At 72.9% G+C, this 17,413-nt stretch carries 15 protein-coding genes and 1 pseudogene; 9 read left to right on the top strand and 7 right to left on the bottom strand.

Features of this window, described 5'->3' with window-relative positions:
- The first annotated feature begins 24 nt into the window (after window positions 1-24).
- The 3 genes from ACFHW0_RS27495 (at window position 25) to ACFHW0_RS27485 (ending at window position 4,252) form a co-directional block, all read left to right on the top strand.
- Window positions 25-1,026: a substrate-binding domain-containing protein gene (locus ACFHW0_RS27495; RefSeq protein ID WP_416612196.1), complete on the top strand. Its 1,002-nt coding sequence runs from the start codon at window positions 25-27 to the stop codon at window positions 1,024-1,026.
- A gap of 62 nt (window positions 1,027-1,088) precedes the next feature.
- Window positions 1,089-2,621 carry an FGGY-family carbohydrate kinase gene (locus ACFHW0_RS27490; RefSeq protein WP_416612194.1) on the top strand — a complete coding sequence of 511 codons (1,533 nt, stop codon included), beginning with the start codon at window positions 1,089-1,091 and terminating at the stop codon, window positions 2,619-2,621.
- Window positions 2,618-4,252: a fucose isomerase gene (locus ACFHW0_RS27485; protein ID WP_416612192.1), complete on the top strand. Its 1,635-nt coding sequence runs from the start codon at window positions 2,618-2,620 to the stop codon at window positions 4,250-4,252. The genes ACFHW0_RS27490 and ACFHW0_RS27485 overlap by 4 nt, the downstream gene beginning before the upstream one ends.
- 21 nt (window positions 4,253-4,273) lie before the next feature.
- Here ACFHW0_RS27485 and ACFHW0_RS27480 read toward each other — a convergent pair whose 3' ends face one another.
- The 6 genes from ACFHW0_RS27480 to ACFHW0_RS27455 form a co-directional block, all read right to left on the bottom strand.
- The gene (locus ACFHW0_RS27480) at window positions 4,274-5,326 is read right to left on the bottom strand and encodes a LacI family DNA-binding transcriptional regulator (RefSeq protein WP_416612191.1); all 1,053 of its coding nucleotides are present in this window, start codon (window positions 5,324-5,326) and stop codon (window positions 4,274-4,276) included.
- Between the two features lie 648 nt (window positions 5,327-5,974).
- Window positions 5,975-7,246: a glycoside hydrolase domain-containing protein gene (locus ACFHW0_RS27475; RefSeq protein ID WP_416612189.1), complete on the bottom strand. Its 1,272-nt coding sequence runs from the start codon at window positions 7,244-7,246 to the stop codon at window positions 5,975-5,977.
- 103 nt (window positions 7,247-7,349) lie between these two features.
- Entirely contained in the window at window positions 7,350-8,810 is a 1,461-nt protein-coding gene (locus tag ACFHW0_RS27470) for an SDR family NAD(P)-dependent oxidoreductase (protein WP_416612187.1), read from the bottom strand.
- A 243-nt stretch (window positions 8,811-9,053) separates the two neighbouring features.
- Window positions 9,054-10,097 carry a fatty acid desaturase family protein gene (locus ACFHW0_RS27465; protein ID WP_416612185.1) on the bottom strand — a complete coding sequence of 348 codons (1,044 nt, stop codon included), beginning with the start codon at window positions 10,095-10,097 and terminating at the stop codon, window positions 9,054-9,056.
- Between the two features lie 277 nt (window positions 10,098-10,374).
- Window positions 10,375-10,575 carry a hypothetical protein gene (locus tag ACFHW0_RS27460; RefSeq protein WP_416612183.1) on the bottom strand — a complete coding sequence of 67 codons (201 nt, stop codon included), beginning with the start codon at window positions 10,573-10,575 and terminating at the stop codon, window positions 10,375-10,377.
- A gap of 170 nt (window positions 10,576-10,745) precedes the next feature.
- Entirely contained in the window at window positions 10,746-10,919 is a 174-nt protein-coding gene (locus ACFHW0_RS27455) for a hypothetical protein (RefSeq protein WP_416612181.1), read from the bottom strand.
- 686 nt (window positions 10,920-11,605) lie between these two features.
- Here ACFHW0_RS27455 and ACFHW0_RS27450 point away from each other — a divergent pair.
- The 4 genes from ACFHW0_RS27450 (at window position 11,606) to ACFHW0_RS27435 (ending at window position 13,739) form a co-directional block, all read left to right on the top strand.
- Window positions 11,606-12,154 (top strand): TetR/AcrR family transcriptional regulator, encoded by a 549-nt coding sequence (locus ACFHW0_RS27450; RefSeq protein WP_416612179.1) that lies wholly within the window; start codon window positions 11,606-11,608, stop codon window positions 12,152-12,154.
- A complete protein-coding gene (locus ACFHW0_RS27445; RefSeq protein WP_416612177.1) occupies window positions 12,151-12,528 on the top strand; it encodes a DMT family transporter in 378 nt (125 codons plus the stop codon). Before ACFHW0_RS27450 ends, ACFHW0_RS27445 begins: the two co-directional genes overlap by 4 nt.
- Window positions 12,525-12,854, top strand: a complete 330-nt coding sequence (locus tag ACFHW0_RS27440; protein WP_416612175.1) for a DMT family transporter — start codon at window positions 12,525-12,527, stop codon at window positions 12,852-12,854. Before ACFHW0_RS27445 ends, ACFHW0_RS27440 begins: the two co-directional genes overlap by 4 nt.
- A gap of 141 nt (window positions 12,855-12,995) precedes the next feature.
- Window positions 12,996-13,739, top strand: coding sequence for a glyoxalase (locus tag ACFHW0_RS27435; protein ID WP_416612173.1), 744 nt, complete (start codon window positions 12,996-12,998; stop codon window positions 13,737-13,739).
- A 176-nt stretch (window positions 13,740-13,915) separates the two neighbouring features.
- On the opposite strand, the gene ACFHW0_RS27430 is transcribed toward ACFHW0_RS27435, so the two are convergent.
- Complete coding sequence (locus ACFHW0_RS27430) at window positions 13,916-14,932, bottom strand: methyltransferase (RefSeq protein ID WP_416612171.1); 1,017 nt, start codon at window positions 14,930-14,932, stop codon at window positions 13,916-13,918.
- Window positions 14,933-15,350: 418 nt separating this feature from the next.
- On the opposite strand from ACFHW0_RS27430, the gene ACFHW0_RS27425 reads away from it, so the two are divergent.
- Both ACFHW0_RS27425 and ACFHW0_RS27420 read left to right on the top strand, forming a co-directional pair.
- Window positions 15,351-16,451 (top strand): calcium:proton antiporter, encoded by a 1,101-nt coding sequence (locus ACFHW0_RS27425; RefSeq protein WP_416612169.1) that lies wholly within the window; start codon window positions 15,351-15,353, stop codon window positions 16,449-16,451.
- A gap of 186 nt (window positions 16,452-16,637) precedes the next feature.
- Window positions 16,638-17,405, top strand: a pseudogene (locus ACFHW0_RS27420) (neutral zinc metallopeptidase); the annotation flags it as partial.
- Window positions 17,406-17,413 lie beyond the last annotated feature (8 nt).

Genomic DNA, 17,413 nt, shown 5'->3' with positions numbered 1-17,413 from the left:
CGCCACCGAACAAGGAGCGTCATCATGCGCACCCGTACCGTCCTTCTCGCGCTGCTGTGCACCGGCGCGCTCGTCACCTCCACCGCGTGCAGCGTGGAGAAGCCGTCCGACGGCGGCGACGCCGCGGCCGCGAACTGCGGCGCCGGCAAGGACTTCCTGATCGGCATGTCGCAGGCCAACAACGCCGAGCCCTACCGGCAGGTCATGAACAACGACGTGCAGACGGCGGCGAAGTCCGTCCCCGGGTTCACCGTGGTGGTCTCCGACGCGGCGCAGGACAACAGCAAGCAGGTCGCCGACGTGGAGAACTTCCTCACCCAGAAGATCGACCTGCTGATCATCTCGCCGAACGAGGCGAAGCCGCTGACCGCGGTGGTGCGCAAGGCGTACGACCGGGGCGTCCCGGTGATCGTGCTCGACCGCAAGGTGGAGGGCGAGGCGTACACGGCCTTCATCGGCGGGGACAACGTCGCCATCGGCAGGGCCGCCGGCGAGTTCTACGCCAGGACGCTGCTGCCCGCCGGCGGCAAGGTCATCGAGATCGCCGGGCTGCCCGGCTCCACGCCGGCGGCCGAACGCGCCCAGGGCTTCCGGGAGGGCATCGCGGGCAACCCGAAGATCGAGGTCGTCGCCTCCCAGCCCGGGGACTGGCTGCGGGAGAAGGGCCAGTCGGTGGCCGACGCGCTGCTCAAGGCGCACCCGGACGCCGCCGCCGTCTACGCCCACAACGACCCGATGGCCGAGGGCGCGTACCTGGCCGCGAAGGCGGCCGGGCTGCACACGAAGGTGAAGTTCACCGGGATCGACGCGCTGCCGGTGCCGTCGGGCGGCATCAAGGCCGTCGAGCAGGGCCGGCTCGCGGCGACCTTCCAGTACGCCACGGGCGGCCGGGAGGCCGTCGACCTCGCCCGTCGGATCCTGGTCGACTGCGACAGGGACGTCCCGCGTGCCACCACCCTCGACACGATGCGCATCACCAGGGAGAACGCCGCCGAGACGTACGCGAAGCTCGGTGGCGTCGCCTGACCGCCGAGTCGGCACGGCCGGCGGGCGATGACCCGGACCTGGAAGATCGGGGGAGACCTGGCATGACGGTGGCCGCGGTGCTCGGGGTCGACATCGGCACGTCCAGCAGCAAGGGTGTCCTGGCCGACCTGTCCGGGCGCGTGCTGCGCTCCGCGGTGCGGGAACACCGGGTGGACCGGCCGCGACCCGGCTGGGTGGAGATGGACGGCCGCATCTGGTGGGACGAGTTCGTCGCCCTCACCCGTGAGCTGCTCGCCCCCGGCGACGCCCACGTGGTGTCGGTCGGGGTCAGCGGGATGGGGCCGTGCGTGCTGCTCACCGACGCCGCCGGCGCGCCCCTGCGGCCGGCCATCCTCTACGGCGTCGACACCCGCTCCACGCCGCAGATCGCCCGGCTCACCGAGCGCTTCGGCGCGGACGAGATCCTGCGCCGGTGCGGCTCGACGCTGTCGACCCAGGCGGCGGGGGCGAAGGTGGCCTGGGTCGCCGACGCCGAGCCGGAGCTGTTATCCCGGGCCCGGCGGCTGTTCATGCCGAGCTCCTGGCTGGTCTTCCGGCTGACCGGCCGGTACCTGCTCGACCACCACTCGGCCAGCCAGTGCACGCCGCTGCACGACAGCGCGGCGCAGGACTGGTACCGACCCTGGGCCGACGAGGTCGCCCCGGGGCTGGAGCTGCCCGAGCTGCGGTGGCCCGGCGACGTGGCCGGGACCGTCACCGCCGGGGCCGCCGCGGTGACCGGGCTGGCGCCCGGCACCCCGGTCGTGACCGGGACGATCGACGCCTGGTCGGAGGCGGTCAGCGTGGGCGCCCAGGGCGTCGGCGACCTGATGCTCATGTACGGCACCACGATGTTCCTCGTGCACACGGTGCCGCACCGGCTGACCAGCCCGTCGCTGTGGGGCACGGTCGGCGCGCTGCCGGGCACCCGCAACCTGGCCGGCGGCATGGCGACCTCCGGGGCGATCACGGGATGGCTGCGGGAGCTGTTCGACGCCGCCGACTACCCCGAGCTGCTGCGCCTGGCCGAGCGGTCCGGGCCCGGCGCGCGGGGGCTGCTCATGCTGCCGTTCTTCGCCGGCGAGCGGACCCCCATCCTCGATCCCGACGCCCGGGGCGTGATCGCCGGCCTGACGCTCTCGCACGGGCGCGGCGACATCTACCGCGCGGCGCTGGAGGCGACCGGGCTGGCGGTGCGGCACAACATCGAGACGATCGAGGCGGCCGGCGGCGACATCCGACGCGTCGTGGCGGTGGGCGGCGGCACCCGGGGCAGCCTCTGGACGCAGATCGTCTCGGACGTCACCGGCCGGGCACAGCACATCCCGTCGGTCACCATCGGCGCGAGCTACGGCGCGGCGTTCCTCGCCGCCGGTGCGGTGCGGCGGGTCGACATCCACCGGTGGAACCCGATCCGGGAGGTCCGCGAGCCGCGTCCGGCCCTCGCCGCCGACTACGCGGAGCTGTACGGGCTGTACCGGCAGCTGTACGCCGGCTCGAAATCCGTCGCCCACGCGTTGGCCGCCCGGCAGACGCGCCTCGCGACCCCGCCCCAGCCAGGTACCGACGAGCCAGTGGAGGAAGTCAACCCGTGAGCAACTACACCATGCCGGTGCTGGTCGATCCGCCGGCCGCCGCCCCCCGGACGGTCTACACGGTCGCCAGCGGCGACCTTCGCCCGGCCGCGAACGTCACCGGTTGGCCGACCCAGCAGCGCCTGGAGGCGGACCTCGCCGACGCGGTCACGGCCCTGGGCTGGCAGACGCGGCGGGCCCATCCGGTCGACGCCGACGCGGGCCACGGCTTCATCGACAGCCAGCGCGCCGGCATCGAGATCTTCCAGCGGATCCCCCTCGACGCCCCGCTCGTCGTCGTGGAGGCGGTGTGGCAGTACAGCCACCACGTGCTGGCCGGGCTGCGCGCCCACCGCGGCCCGATCCTGCTCGTGGCGAACTGGAGCGGGGAGTTTCCCGGCCTGGTCGGCCTGCTGAACCTCGCCGGCAGCCTCACCAAGGCGGGCGTGCGGTACTCGGCGCTGTGGAGTGAGGACTTCACCGACGAGTGGGCGCGCGACGGACTGAAGGCCTGGCTGGAGACCGGCGAGGTGGTCCACGACGAGAGTCACGTGCGGGACCTGCCGCCGTTGCCGTCCGATCCCGAGGTCGAACTCGGCGTGGCGCTGGCCCGCCAGCTGCGGCGCCGGCCGGCCGTCATCGGCGTCTTCGACGAGGGCTGCATGGGCATGTACAACGCGATCATCGACGACGAACTGCTCAACCCGCTCGGCATCTACAAGGAGCGGCTGTCGCAGAGCGCGCTGGTCGCGGAGATGTCGCGGGTGCCCGACGAGGAGGCGAAGGCGGTGCGGGCCTGGCTCGACGCCGCCGGGATGATCTTCCACACCGGCACGGACGAGGCCACCGAACTGACCGACGCCCAACTGCTCAGCCAGTTCAAGATGTACGTCGCCGCGCTGCGCATCGCCGACGACTTCGGCCTGGACGCCGTCGGCATCCAGTACCAGCAGGGGCTCAAGGACACCGTCCCGGCGAGCGACCTGGCCGAGGGGCTGCTGAACGACGTGACCCGGCCGCCGGTGACCAGCCGGGACGGCTCGCGCGAGCTGTACGCGGGGCGGGCCCTGCCGCACTTCAACGAGGTCGACGAGGGCGTCGCGGTGGACTCGCTGGTCACCAACCGGATCTGGACCGCGATGGGGATGGACCCGGCCACCACCCTGCACGACATCCGCTGGGGCGAGTCGTACGGAACGGACTTCGTCTGGGTGTTCGAGATCTCCGGCTCGGTCCCCGCGTCCCACAACGGCGGCTACGACCGGTCGTACAGCATGCGGCAGCCGCCGATGTACTTCCCGCTGGGCGGGGGCACCCTGAGCGGTGTCTCCCGGCCGGGCGAGATCGTCTGGTCGCGGATCTTCATCATGGACGGGGTGCTGCACGCCGACCTGGGCCGGGGCACCGTGGTGGAGCTACCGGCCGCCGAGACGCGGCGTCGACTCCGGGCCACCACCCCGCAGTGGCCGATCATGCACGCCGTGCTGCACGGCGTGGGCCGCGACCAGCTGATGGCCCGGCACAAGGCCAACCACGTCAACGTGGTCTACGCCGACGACGCCGATGCCGCCGACCGCGCCCTGCGGGTCAAGGCCGCGATGCTCGACGCGATGGGGGTGCGGGTGCACCTGTGCGGCGACGTGGCGCTGTGATCCCGGGCGGGTCTGCCCGGCTCACCGGGCCCGGGCGGACCCACCCGCGCCGTCCACGGGCTGCCCGTTCGACCGGGGCAGGGACCGCACCGAGCTCTCGCGGACCCGCAGGGTCGTGCGCAGGGTGACGGTCGAGGACGCCTTCGCGGGGTTGGCGATCCGCTCGGTGAGCAGCGACGCCGCGGCCCGCCCCAGGTCGTAGGTGGGCTGCGCGACGGTGCTCAGCGAGGGCCGCACCAGGTGGGCCCAGGGGATGTCGTCGAAACCGACCACGCCGCACCGGGTGGGCACGACGACACCCCTGTCGACCAGGCACTCCACCGCGCCCACCGTCATCAGGTTGTTGGTGACGAAGACCGCGTCCGGCGGCTCGGCCGCGTTCAGCAGGGACGCCATGGCCCGGTAGCCGCCGTCCTCCCGGAAGTCGGCGTACCGGATCAGGTCCTCCGGCACGCTCCGGCCGGCCGCGCGCAGGGCCTGCTGGTATCCGCGTAGCCGCTGCACGGCGGTGGAGATCCGACGCGGTCCCGTGACGCAGGCGATCCGGCGGTAGCCGCTGTCGATCAGGTGGGCGGTGGCCGTCTCGGCGCCGTGGACGTTGTCCACCAGCACGGTGTCCACGGCCACCCCGTGGGGCTGCCGGTCGATGGCCACGACCGGCATCCCGGCCTCGGTGAGCCGGTTGATCAGGGCCGGTCGCCCCGACGGCGAGATGATCACGCCGGCCATCCGCTCGGCCAGGGCCGCCGTCACGTACCGGGTCTCCTTCTCGGGATCCTCGTCGCCGTTGCAGAGGACCACGGAGAAGCCCGCCTCCTGCGCCACGTCCTCGATGCCGCGCACCAGCGAGGTGAAGAACGGGTTGCCGATGTCGGAGATGATCACCGCCCAGAGGCTGGTGCGTTGCCGGCGCAGGCTGCGGGCCACCGCGTTGGGCCGGTAGTCCAGGTCGAGCATCACCTGGCGGACCCGCGCGGCCAGGTCCGGATCCACCGACGAGTGCCCGTTGAGCACCCGGGACACCGTCGACGCCGAGACCTCGGCCACCCGCGCCACGTCATAGATGGTCGTCATGCGGCCGCCCCTGTCGGTGTCGTACGCTCGGTCCCGCGCCGGCCCCGGAGGCGGCCGCACGTGCGAGCGCCACCGTGCGTCGCGACCCGCCGTCCGAGAGTGTCCGCCTGAGATCCTATATGGCGGGGAATCGATTTCTCCCGGGCGTCCCACACGGGGGACGGGGATCAGCCGGCCGAACGGTTGCTCGCCCAGGCCGGTACGGCGAGCGGGGCGGCGGCCGCCGCGTTGAGGCGCTACCGGGCGCCCGGGGCCTGGTCGGGGGCCACGCCAGCAGGTTGAGGAGTGCGAAGACGCCGGTCGTGCTCAGCCCGCCGCTGCGGTAGTTGGAGACGGCGTACGGCAGGGTCGGGTCGCCGGGCGGCAGGGCCCCGTTCGCGGCGTATGCGGCACCGGCCACCCCGCTTCATCGCAGCAGCGGGGCGATCAGCACCATCGCGATCAGTAACGTCCAGCGACCGGCGGTCATCGCGGGGGTCCACGGTCCGCCGGACCGGTCGTGCCGCCGACACCTACGACGGGCTGCCGCCGCCGGTGGGGAGCCGTCCGCCACAGGAACGCGTGCTCCAGGCGGAGTTCTCGCGCGGTGAGGCCGGGCGGGGCGGAGGGCGACCCGGGTCGACGGCGTCGACCCGGGTCGCCCTCCGCTCAGGCGCGGGTGATCCGTACCGCGTCGGCGACCACGTAGCCGCTGCCGCTGGTCCAGCGGCTCACCCCGACCTTGTTGGCGTCGCCGGCCGCGAGCGTGAACACGCCTATCGACACCCACCGGCCGCCGTTGACGCGCTGGTCGACAGTCACCGACTGGTTGCCCGAGGCCGTGGCGACGAGGTACGGCGTCTGGCTGTTGTATCCGGGGTCGGCGGGGTACCAGACCGAGATCTCGTAGCTCCCCGTCGCCGGGATGTTCGCCCGGTACCAGGCGACGTCGCTGGCCGAGGTCGGGTTCGCGTACCGGTAGTCCGTGCCGTACCGGCTGCCGGAGTACGACGACGTGCTCCAGTTGGTGCTCGCCGTGAACCGGCCGGAGGTGGTGTTGTCGATCGTGGTGCTCCACTGCTGCGGTGGCGGCTGCTGGGACGTGCTCACGTCCAGGTAGTTGCGGTCGATCTTCATCGTCACGCCGCCCCAGGTCTCCGTCACGTCCCCGGCGTACTGGTGCAGCCGCTGGTGGTTCGCGTAGTACGCGTCGGAGCAGTAGGCGCCGGCGTCGGTGTCGGCCACCCCGTTCCACCAGGCGATCCAGATCTGGTCCAGCCTGGTGTAGCTCGGGTTGTGGTACTCCAGGCAGACGTCCCGGATGCCCGAGGATCCGCTGGAGTACATGCCGGCCAGGTAGCCCTTGGTGTGCAACCGCTCGACCCACCCGGACAGGAACGACAGCACCGCGGCGCGGCACGACGCGGTCGTCGGGTAGTGCTCGATGTCGTTGTAGATGGTGCTGCCGGCGCCGATGCCCAGCGCCTGCGCGGCGCTGGCGGCGCTGTCGGCGGCGGTGCGGCCCTGCGAGCGCGCGGTGGCGGGGTCGGCGGACATCTTCGGCGCGCGGCTGCCGCAGGGCGCCTGGTAGCCGAGTTCGATGGGGATGAGCCGCCAGCCGTTGGCGACCTGGTTGGTGACCCAGGTCGCCGTCAGGTTGGGCTGCGCGCAGGTCCGACTCGCGCCGCTGATGTAGATGCCCACCGCGCGGTACGGCGAGCTGGCCCGCCATGCGTTCATCGCCGACTGCGACGGGGCGGTGCAGGTGTCGAAGCCCTTACCGACGAAGGTGCCGGGCTGCGGACCGACGGCGGACACCGCCACGGACTGCGGCTGCGGCTGCGGGGCCGGCGTCGACTCGGCCACGGCCGCCGAGCCGAGCGTGACGGTGAGCCCCGCCGCGGTGGCGAGGCCCAGCAGCCAGGTGGTGGTCCTTCTCATCCCGGTCTCCCTCGAAGGTTTCCTTGCACGAGGTTGAAGTCAGTGAAGAACTTTTACACACCCATCGAAGGTTGGCAATAGCGTCAGATTGGTGACGCGTCGGTTACCAGGCGCAGGGCGCGTAGTCCTTGAGGAAGCAGCCGTACAGGTCCTCGCCCTGCTCGCCGCGGACGATCGGGTCGTAGACCCGGGCCGCGCCGTCGACCAGATCCAGCGGGGCGTGGAAGCCGGCGTCCGCCAGCCGCATCTTCGTCGGATGGGGCCGCTCGTCGGTGATCCAGCCGGTGTCGACGCTGGTCATCAGGATGCCGTCGGTCAACATCTCCTGGGCGCTCGTGCGGGTCAGCATGTTCAGCGCGGCCTTGGCCATGTTGGTGTGCGGGTGCCCCGGCCCCTTGTAGCCGCGCCCGAACTGGCCCTCCATCGCCGAGACGTTCACCACGTACTTGCGGCGGGCCGTCGCCGCGGCCATCGCCGGCCGCAACCGGCTGACCAGCACGAACGGGGCGGTCACGTTGCACAGCTGCACTTCCAGCAGCTCCACCGGGTCGACCTCGTGCACCCGCTGCACCCAGCTGTTGACCGGGTCGAGGTCCGGCACCAGGCCGCCGGCGTCGATGGCGGTGGCCGCCGCGATCCGTTCCGGCGAGGCGGAGCCGCTGGTCAGCGCGAGCGCGGTGAGCGCGTGCGGGGTGAGCGGGGTCGACTGCGGCGAGGCGGTCAGGCCGCCTGCCGGGTCGCCCCGACCGGCCGGCTTGGCGAACGTGACGACCTCCGGCAGAGGGCCCTCCGGCAGGGCCGCCGCCTCCGCGGCGACGAGCTGCGCGTACGCCCCCGGGCTGCGCCGTACGGTTTGCGCCGCGTTGTTGATCAGGATGTCGAGGGGGCCCTGCTCGCTGACCGAGTCGGTGAGCGCGATCACCTGGGCGGGGTCGCGCAGGTCGATCCCGACGATCCGCAGTCGGTGCAGCCAGTCTCCGCTGTCGGGCATCGCCGCGAACCGGCGTACCGCGTCGTGCGGGAACCGCGTGGTCACCGTGGTGTGCGCGCCGTCGCGCAGCAGCCGCAGCGCGATGTACATGCCGATCTTCGCCCGGCCGCCGGTGAGCAGCGCACGGCGGCCGGTCAGGTCGGTGCGGGCGTCGCGGCGCTCCCGGTTCAGCGCGGCGCAGGGCGGGCAGAGCTGGTGGTAGAAGGCGTCCACCTCGCGGTAGCGCTGCTTGCAGATGTAGCAGCCGCGCGGGTTGTGCAGGAAGCCGGCCGTCGTGCCCTCGGTGGGGGAGGCGAGCGGGATCCCCTGGGTCTCGTCGTCGATCCGGCCCGGCGCGCCGGTGGCGGTGGCGGCCGTCACCGCGCGGTCGGCCGCCGCGATGGCGTCCCGCCGCTCCTCGCGGCGGCGCTGCTTGATCACCTTGTAGAGCCGCGCGGTGGCCCGCTGCACCCGTACCACGTCGGGGTGATCGGGAGGCAGGTCCTCCAACGCCTCGAAGACGCTGAGGCAGGTCTCCAGCTGGGTCCGGTCGATGCCGTTGTGGCCGGTTTCCGTGATGTTGTCCGCCGTCATGCCGTCGCTGTCTCGTCCCGTTTCCGTGCCGTGTCTTCCCGGCCCACGCCAAGTCCGACCCGGAACTGTACGTCACCGCACGGGTGCCGGCGCATCCCGCGCCCGCCGACCGGCCCGGGGCCCACCCTCGGAACGGGGCCCGGAGAACCCGCGGTGGACCGATGACACGCGCGTGCGTGATCGGTGTCGCCGGGCCGCCGGCGAGGCGGGGCCGTCGCCGGTGTCCGGCGAGCGGTCGGCGGCTCAGCCCGGGCCGGCGTCGTCGGCCGGTCGGCCCGATCCGACCGCGTGCAGGTGCCCCAGCACCTGACGCCACGAACGCGTCAGGCTGGTCTCGTGGTAGGCGACGTCGTGGTCGGCGCAGAACTGGCGGACCAGTGGCCGGGCGCGACGGAGGTTGGGTCGCGGCATGCTGGGGAAGAGGTGGTGCTCGATCTGATAGTTCAGGCCGCCGAGCAGGGCGTCGATGAACCAGTTGCCGCGCACGTTGCGGGAGGTGAGCACCTGGCGCCGCAGGTAGTCGAGCCGGTCGTCGGCCGCGAGGATCGGCATGCCCTTGTGGTTGGGGGCGAAGGCGCTGCCGAGGTAGAGGCCGAGCAGGCCCTGGTTGACGAGGACGAACGCGACGGCCTGTGCCGGGCTCAAGACGAGGATCACGGCCCCGAGGTATCCGACGGTGTGCACGGCCAGCAGCGCGGCCTCCACGGGGCGCCGCCTGATCCGGCTCGGGCCGACGAGGGCCTTGACGCTGTTGGCGTGCAGGTGCAGGCCCTCCAGCAGCAGCAGCGGGAAGAACAGGTACGCCTGGTGACGGACCACCAGCGCGCCGGGCCCGCGCTGCTCCCGCGCCTGCCCGCGGGTGAACGACAACGGCCGCACGACGATGTCCGGGTCGTGGCCCTCGGTGTTCGGGTGCGCGTGATGGCGGTTGTGCTTGCCGACCCACCAGCCGTAACTGAGGCCGATCAGCAGGTTGCCGTGGACCAGACCGACCAGGTCGTTGGCGCGACGGGTGCGGAAGACCTGGCGGTGGCCGGCGTCGTGACCGATGAACCCCGCCTGCGCGAAGACCACGGCGAGGACGGCCGCGACGCCCAGCTGCCACCATGACTCGCCGAGCCAACCGAACAGCGCCCAGGTGCCGACGTAGCACCCGCCGAGGGCACCGATGCGCAGCGCGTAGTAGCCGCGCCGCGGATCGAGGAGTCCCGCCCGCCGGATCAGGCGCGACAGTTCCGCGTACTGACTGCCACCGTGACGTCGGGCGTCGAGGATCGCATCGCTCATGGTCGCTACTCCGTGCACGTGGCGTTCTCGGCCTGTCGTCGTCGGACAGGCGGTCCTTCAAGGCGAGTGAGGTCAGCAGCGGGCTCGCGTCGGGGCCGGCGGTGACCTGCTTCCGTGCCCCGTCGCCGCGGGGCGGGGCACTCGTCCTCCCTCACCCGCGCGGCCGGGCGCGGCGTGTCGCGCCAGGGCGCACGCATCCGAGGCGTCGGGCGGGCGCCGCCCGATCACGCCGGGCCGGCGCCGTGCCGGCCCGGGCGCGGGGCGGCGCTCCCCGTCCTCACCGCGCCGCGGCCGCCGGTGGCGCCGTCTGCTTGTCCCGGGCGACCGTGCCGCCGGGAACCGGTAGTCCGCCGGTGCCCGCGTCGGCGAACGCGCTGTCCCGCAGGGCCGAAAGATCACCGGCCGCCGCGTCGTTGACGGCGCGCCGGCGGCGGGCCCGTACGACGGCCGCCGCCGCCACCATCGCTGCCAGCGACATCGCTGCCGCCTGTAGCAGCGGCACCCTCCTGCTGCGTCGACGCCTCATCGCGCACTACCCCTCTCAGTTCTGAGTCCGACCTTGTTCACATCGTGGAGACACCACGGCGGCGACGAGGGGCGATTCGGCGCATTCGACACGGTCGGGGTCATGCTGCCCGCCCGCGACTCTCACCGCGCCGTCGACTCGCCCAGTTCGGTGAGGTCCAGACGCAGGGTCGCGAGCAGTCCGGCGTGCCGGCTGGTGTCGACCTGCGCGGGCAGTTCCCGTTCGACCCAGTCGGCCCTGGTGTGCTGGCCGCGTCGACGCAGCGCGGCCACGATCGTGTTCCGGGAGATCGTCATGGTCTGCTCCTTGGTGGTGATGGTCGGACGGTTTCCGGCGCGCCGCTGCCTCGGCGGGGGCGCTGTCGGCGCGGACGATCCGGCCCCGCGTGGACCGGTCGGTTCGATCCGCAAACGCGGTGTCGACGGGGGAGCGAGAGTGTGGGGCGATGGCGTCATGTCGGCTCCTCGTCGCCGTGACCGCGTAGCGGTGGGGTCGTGCGTCAGGTCGCGTCCTGCGGCGGCGGGGCACCCGGTTCGTCGACCCGTCCGGCCGGTTCGCCCGCCCCGATCAGGGGCGGCGCTGCGGGTCCTCGTCGCCGCGGGTCGGCTACGGGTGCGGGCGGTGCGGTCACCGTGGTGCCGACCCGGGCGCCGTGCCGTGGCGCGGGTCGACGGCACCGGGGGCCGTCGGAAGATGAGAACTGTGTCCCGGGCGGTCGGTCGTGCCACCGCGGATCGGGTGCGGACGTCGCATGCCTTCGGCGTGAGCCGGCGTGGCGGGCACCTCAGGAGTGGGATGTCGTCGTTTCCGGGATGGGCCCAGCGTACGCCTGTTCGGGCCGGTCTGCGCTTCACCGCCGTTCCGGTGGTGCGAATCCGCCAGGGTGCTCAGCGCGGTCGGGTCCTCGTCCGCCGGGCTTCCCGCTCGTGATCGTGCTAACGAACACTCGGTTACTTTACCGTCCGGACGGTAAAGTAACCGAGTGCGACCGAGCCAGCGAACCGCCATCCTCGAGGCGGCCATGACCCTGGTCTCCGCCGAGGAGGGCGCGAACATCACCCTCGACGCCGTCGCCCGGCAGGCGGGGATGACCAAGCCGGGACTCATGTACCACTTCCCGACCCGCGACGCCCTCCTGCTGGCGATCGTCGACCACGCCGCCGGCCGGGTCGAGGACGCGATGCTCGCCACGCTCGCGGTGCCGTTCGACCGGGCGACCCCCGCCGCGCGGATCCGGGCGTACGCGCGCGTCGCGTACGTCGGCGACGCCAGCCGCGCGGAGTACGCGGTCGCCGCGGAAGCCGCCTACCGGCCGGCGCTGTCGGGGCCCTGGATCGGGCGGCTCGCCAAGTGGTTCGACCTGCCACCGGACCTGCCACCGGCCGCGCGCGCCCGGCTCACCCTGGCCCGGCTGGCCGCCGACGGCCTCTGGAGCGCGTTCGCCACCGGCCTGTTCCCACCCGAACCGCAGGACCGCGACGCCCTCGTCGCGCTCATCGAGGACCTGACCGCGGAAGGTGACGACTCGTGAAGCAGTGGCTGTACCTCGCCGGAGCCATCGGCCTGGAAGTGAGCGGGACCCTCGCCCTGCGCGCGGCCAACGACCACGCCGGGTGGATCGCGCTGGTCGTCGTCGGCTACACCCTCTCCTTCGTGCTCATCTCGCTGGTCCTGCGCGAGGGCATGCCGATCGGCGTCGCGTACGGCATCTGGGCCGCCAGCGGGGTCACCCTCACCGCGCTGCTGGCCGCGCTGCTGTTCGGCGACGCGCTGACCTGGGTGATGGGGCTCGGCTTCGCCGTCGTCGTCGCCGGTGTCCTGCTCGTCGAACTCGGCTCCCACCAGGCGGAACCGGGACACACCGCGCCGCACGACGTCCACCACGAGCCCGAGGGGGCACGATGAGCTGGCTCTTCCTCGCCGCCGCGATCGCCTTCGAGGTCACCGCCACCATGGCGCTGCGCGCCTCCGAGGGTCTCCGCCAGAAGGCATGGGCGCCCGTCGTCGTCGGCGGCTACGTGACGTGCTTCGTCTTCCTCAGCCTGGCCCTCCGCGCCGGCATGGCCGTCGGCGTCGCCTACGGCGTCTGGGCCGCGGCCGGCATCGCACTGACCGCGATCATCGCGCGGCTCGCCTTCAACGACCCGCTCACCAAGGTCATGATGCTCGGCATCGGGCTCATCGCCGCCGGCGTGCTCCTCGTCGAGCTCGGCGCCCAGTCGGCGCACTGAACCCCACCTCGACCCGTGGACGTCGGCCCACCGGGCGGGGACGGTCACGCCCGTACCCGCCCGGCCCGGGGGCGTGCGGGGCGCCTCGCACGTTGGCACAATGGCGGGCTGTCGACCCGGACGGGGGAGTGGGTGCCGACGATGACCGAGGACCACGTCCAGCCGAACGAGACCACGGTGCCGCTGCTGCACTGTGTGTCGGCGGAGGAGACCCTGGCGTTCTGGCGTGCGCTCGGGTTCGAGGTCACCTACGAGCAGACGAAGCCGTACGTCTACCTGGCGTTCCGGTGGAGCGGGTTCGAGCTGCACTACGGCGGGGCGCCGAGCGGCGTGGACCCGTCGGCCGAGAACACCGGAGGTTGCCTGGTGATGGTCGACGCGGTCGCGCCCTACCACGCGGCGTTCAGCGAGGCGATGCGCCGCACCCACGGCAGGGTGCTCGCCAGGGGGCGCCCCCGGATGACCCGCTACCGTGCCGGTGCGTCGCGGTTCAGCATCGTCGATCCGTCGGGGAACAGCATCGTCTTCATCCAACGCGACGAGCCTGCGGAGCTGGAGTACGGCGGTTCGAAGCGGTTGCGGGGGCTGACCCGGGTCCTCGACAACGCGCGGATCCTGCGCGAGTTCAAGAACGACGACCTGGCCGCCTTCCGGGCGCTCAACTCGGGGCTGCGTCGGCACGGCGACGCCGCGCCGGCCGTCGAACAGGCGTTGGCCCTGGCCGGGTTGATCGAGCTGTCGATCGCGCTCGAGAAGCCGGAGCTGGTGCCCGACTGGGGCGCTCGGCTCACGATACTGCCGTTGACCGCACCGGAGCGTGAGCGGGTGCGGCAGGCGGTCGCCGAGCCCGCCGTGCTCGCGCCCTGGCTGCCGGGCACCAACTGACGTCCCTCGTCCAGCCGACGCCCGCCGACCGTGGGGTCGGCCGTGGCGCCGGCGACGACGACGGGCCGGCCGGCTCGCGCCGCCGCCGACCAGAACGCGGGTCGCCGGGGGCGCGGCTGCGGAACCGGGCGGCGAGGCCGGGCCGTCGGCGCCGGCGCGAGCGGACGTGCGTGCGGTCAGGCCCGGCGGGCGACCACCGCCCCGTTGGCGCCCGGGGCGTCGAACGGCACGACGCGGACGTCGACGAAGCCGGCATCGGTGAGCCAGGCCGTGTACTCGGCGCCGGAGTAGTTCTTGCCGCCCTCGGTCTCCACCAGCATGTTCATGCCCATCAGAGCCGCCTCGGGCGGACCGGTGCGCTCGTCGTTGAGTAGCAGCTCGCAGATGACGATCGCCCCACCCGGCGGCAGCGCCGCGTGACACTTGGCCAGCAGCGCTCGATTCGTCGCCTCGTCCCAGTCATGCAGGATCATGCTCAGCAGAATGACGTCGTGCCCGTCCGGCAGCGCCGGGTCGGCCAGGAAGTCGCCGCCGACCGTGCCGATACGCCCGCTCATGCCTTCCGCCGCGATTCGCTCCTCGGCGCGGACGCACACGTGCGGCAGGTCGAGGATGGTCGCCCGCAGATCGGGCAGCCGGCGGCAGAACTCGATCGGGAACGCCCCGGCCCCACCGCCGACGTCGAGCAGCCGGGCGTGCGCGCCGAAGTCGTACGCGTCGGCCAGCGCTCGGGCGGTGAAGCTGGAGGTGGAGTACATGGCGTCCCAGAACTGCGCCAGCATCTCCGGGTCGGTGGTGTCGAACATCGACTGCTGGGTGTGCGGGTCCCAGGTGAGGGGGCGGTCGGTGCGCAGGGCTTCGCCTACGCGGTGCCAGGGCAGGTAGGTCCGCAGGTCGGAGTAGCGGATCTGCGCACCGAAGTAGTAGGGCCGGCCTTCGACCAGGAACTGTTCGGCGAGTTCGGAGTTGCGGTAGCCGTCGCCGACCTTCTCCAACAGGCCCAGTGACGCGGTCGCGGCCAACAGCAGGTCTGCCGGGCGTTCGGCCAGCCCGAACTCGGCGGCGGCCTCATCGACGGTGAGGGTCCGCCCGTTCGCGAGGCGGGTGAAGAGCCCGAGTTCGACGCCGACGGCGAGGGTCTTGAATCCCCAGACGCCGGCCACCAGACGCATGAGAGGTGTGGGATTGATCATGGACACATGGGATCACAGGGGCTCTGTCCATCATGGAGCGACCCTGCCCGCGATCGTCGGTCCGCACCAGCCGCCTGATCCGGGCGCGCTGCCGTTGTCCGCCCGACAGGGCTTCCAGCCGCCGGTCGGCGGGTGCGGTGACGTTCGCGGCGAGGAGGGCCCGGTCGACGGCGTTCCGGTCCTGCGGGGACCACTGTCGCAGCAGCCCTCGGGTGCGGTTGTCGACCGAAGCGCACGAGCGCGGCCACGGTGAGCCCGGCCCGGGGCCGCCGACTGCGGCGCCATGCCTCCCCGCAGAGGTTTCCTCGCGCACCTGCGGAGTCATCCGCGACCCGTCCCTCCAGGTCACCGGTCGGGCCCGCCCCCCCTTCCCGCCGGTCGGGGGTCAGATGATCGTCTCCTCTGAGAAGGTTGGGGCATGGCCGCGCCGTTCCGCACACGTCTGACCGACTGGACCGTCGTCACGCCGCTGCTGGCGATCCTGGTGTTGGTCCTGACCTGGGGGCGCGACCTGTCCGGCCCCGTCGTGGTCGTGGTGGCCGTGTTGCTGGCCGGCGCGGTGCTGGCCGCCGTGCACCACGCCGAGGTGGTGGCCCACCGGGTGGGGGAGCCGTACGGCTCGCTCGTGCTCGCCGTGGCCGTCACCATCATCGAGGTCGCCCTGATCGTCACGCTCATGATCAGCGGCGGCGAGAAGACGCAGTCCCTCGCCCGCGACACCGTCTTCGCCGCCGTCATGATCACCTGCAACGGGATCCTGGGGCTGTCGCTGCTGATCGGGGCGCTGCGCCGCCGGGTGGCGGTCTTCAACTCCGCGGGCACCGGCGGGGCGCTGGCCACCGTGACCACCCTCGCCGTGCTGAGCCTCGTGGTGCCGACCTTCACCATCAGCCGGCCGGGCCCGCAGTTCACCCCGGCGCAGCTCGCCTTCGCCGCCGTGGTCTCGCTCGCCCTCTACGGCCTGTTCGTCATGGTGCAGACCGGCCGCCACCGCGACTACTTCCTGCCCGTCAACAGCCAGGGGCGGGTGCTCGGCACGGAGGGACACGCCGAACCGCCGTCGGACCGGGCCGCCCTGCTCAGCCTCGGCCTGCTGCTGGTGGCCCTGGTCGCCGTGGTGGGCGACGCCAAGTCGGTGTCGCCGGCGATCGAGTCCGCCGTCGCCGGGGCGAACCTGCCCCCGTCGTTCGTCGGCGTGGTCATCGCGCTGCTGGTGCTGCTGCCCGAGACGATCGCCGCCGCCCGGGCCGCCCGCCGCGACCGCGTGCAGATCAGCCTGAACCTGGCCCTGGGCTCGGCCATGGCCAGCATCGGGCTGACCATCCCGGCGATAGCGCTCGCCTCGATCTGGTTGGAGGGCCCGCTGCTGCTCGGCCTGGGCGGCACCCAGGTGACCCTGCTCGCCCTCACCGTCGTCACCAGCGTGCTGACCGTGGTGCCGGGGCGGGCCACCGTGCTCCAGGGCGGCGTGCACCTGGTGCTGCTCGCCGCCTTCGTCTTCCTCGCCGCCAGCCCCTGACCGCCCACGGCTGGCTCGCCCCGCACCTTGCCGTCGACCGGGCACCCGCGACGACCCGGTCCGCCGGTGGGGCCGCGCGCCCGCCCGCCGCGTCCCGATCGGTGAACCGTCGTGGCCCCCTTCGCCGGGGGCGACCGTGCCCAGGAATGACGAGGCCACCGCCGGGGTACTGGACGCCGCAACGCCGACGCCGGGGAGGGCACTGTGACGACGCGCGTCAGACGCCGACCGCGAAGCTCGCTGGCCGGCCTCGTGGTGGCCCTCGTCGCCGCGGCCGGGTGCGTGGTCGGTGGGGTGTCCGAACCCGAGGGACAACAGCCCGCCCCGCAGCGGCCCGACACCCCGACCTCCCCGGGCGCCGCGCAGACCCGGGCCGACGGCACCACCAGCGTCGAGGAGTTCCAGCAGGACGTCGCGGACGCGAAGACCATCGCCGAGCGGTACTGGGCCGCGCAGTTCCGGGCCTCGGGGGAGCGGTTCCGTCCGATCCGCCGCGTCATCCCCTACCAGCGGGCCGGCGAGGTGTCCTGCGGCGGGCAGCCGCTGCCGCGCAACAATGCCGTCTACTGCTCGGCCGGGGACTTCATCGCCTACGACGTGAACTGGTCGGTGGGCGCGTTCCGCCAGGTCGGCGACGCGTTCGTGTTCTACCTGCTCGGCCACGAGTACGCGCACGGCATCCAGGCCCGGCTCGGCATCCGCTACTCGTACACCATCCAGCAGGAGCTGCAGGCCGACTGCATGGCCGGGGCGTACCTCGGCGACTCGGTGCGTTCGAAGGCGCTCAAGCTCGACGACGGCGACCTGGAGGAGTTCCGCGAGGGGCTGCTGGCCGTCGGCGACGCCCCCGACCAGCCGTGGTTCGCCGAGGGCGCGCACGGCACCGCCGAGCAGCGCACCGCGTCGTTCTTCCGCGGCTACGAGCGCTCCCTGGGCGCCTGCGACCTCACCTGAGCCCGCCG

This window comes from Micromonospora sp. LOL_025 (assembly GCF_048060285.1).
Classification (GTDB): Bacteria; Actinomycetota; Actinomycetes; order Mycobacteriales; family Micromonosporaceae; genus Micromonospora.
Note: the sequence above shows the minus strand (reverse complement) of the source record. Positions and strands in the feature narration are given on the sequence as shown.

Bases quoted from the DNA above. Each gene is read 5' to 3' on its own strand.
- ACFHW0_RS27430 (WP_416612171.1), bottom strand. From the start codon at position 14,932: ATGATCAATCCCACACCTCTCATGCGTCTGGTGGCCGGCGTCTGGGGA.
- ACFHW0_RS27425 (WP_416612169.1), top strand. From the start codon at position 15,351: ATGGCCGCGCCGTTCCGCACACGTCTGACCGACTGGACCGTCGTCACG.
- ACFHW0_RS27495 (WP_416612196.1), top strand. From the start codon at position 25: ATGCGCACCCGTACCGTCCTTCTCGCGCTGCTGTGCACCGGCGCGCTC.
- ACFHW0_RS27475 (WP_416612189.1), bottom strand. From the start codon at position 7,246: ATGAGAAGGACCACCACCTGGCTGCTGGGCCTCGCCACCGCGGCGGGG.
- ACFHW0_RS27490 (WP_416612194.1), top strand. From the start codon at position 1,089: ATGACGGTGGCCGCGGTGCTCGGGGTCGACATCGGCACGTCCAGCAGC.
- ACFHW0_RS27440 (WP_416612175.1), top strand. From the start codon at position 12,525: ATGAGCTGGCTCTTCCTCGCCGCCGCGATCGCCTTCGAGGTCACCGCC.
- ACFHW0_RS27455 (WP_416612181.1), bottom strand. From the start codon at position 10,919: ATGACGATCTCCCGGAACACGATCGTGGCCGCGCTGCGTCGACGCGGC.
- ACFHW0_RS27435 (WP_416612173.1), top strand. From the start codon at position 12,996: ATGACCGAGGACCACGTCCAGCCGAACGAGACCACGGTGCCGCTGCTG.
- ACFHW0_RS27460 (WP_416612183.1), bottom strand. From the start codon at position 10,575: ATGTCGCTGGCAGCGATGGTGGCGGCGGCGGCCGTCGTACGGGCCCGC.
- ACFHW0_RS27465 (WP_416612185.1), bottom strand. From the start codon at position 10,097: ATGAGCGATGCGATCCTCGACGCCCGACGTCACGGTGGCAGTCAGTAC.
- ACFHW0_RS27470 (WP_416612187.1), bottom strand. From the start codon at position 8,810: ATGACGGCGGACAACATCACGGAAACCGGCCACAACGGCATCGACCGG.
- ACFHW0_RS27480 (WP_416612191.1), bottom strand. From the start codon at position 5,326: ATGACGACCATCTATGACGTGGCGCGGGTGGCCGAGGTCTCGGCGTCG.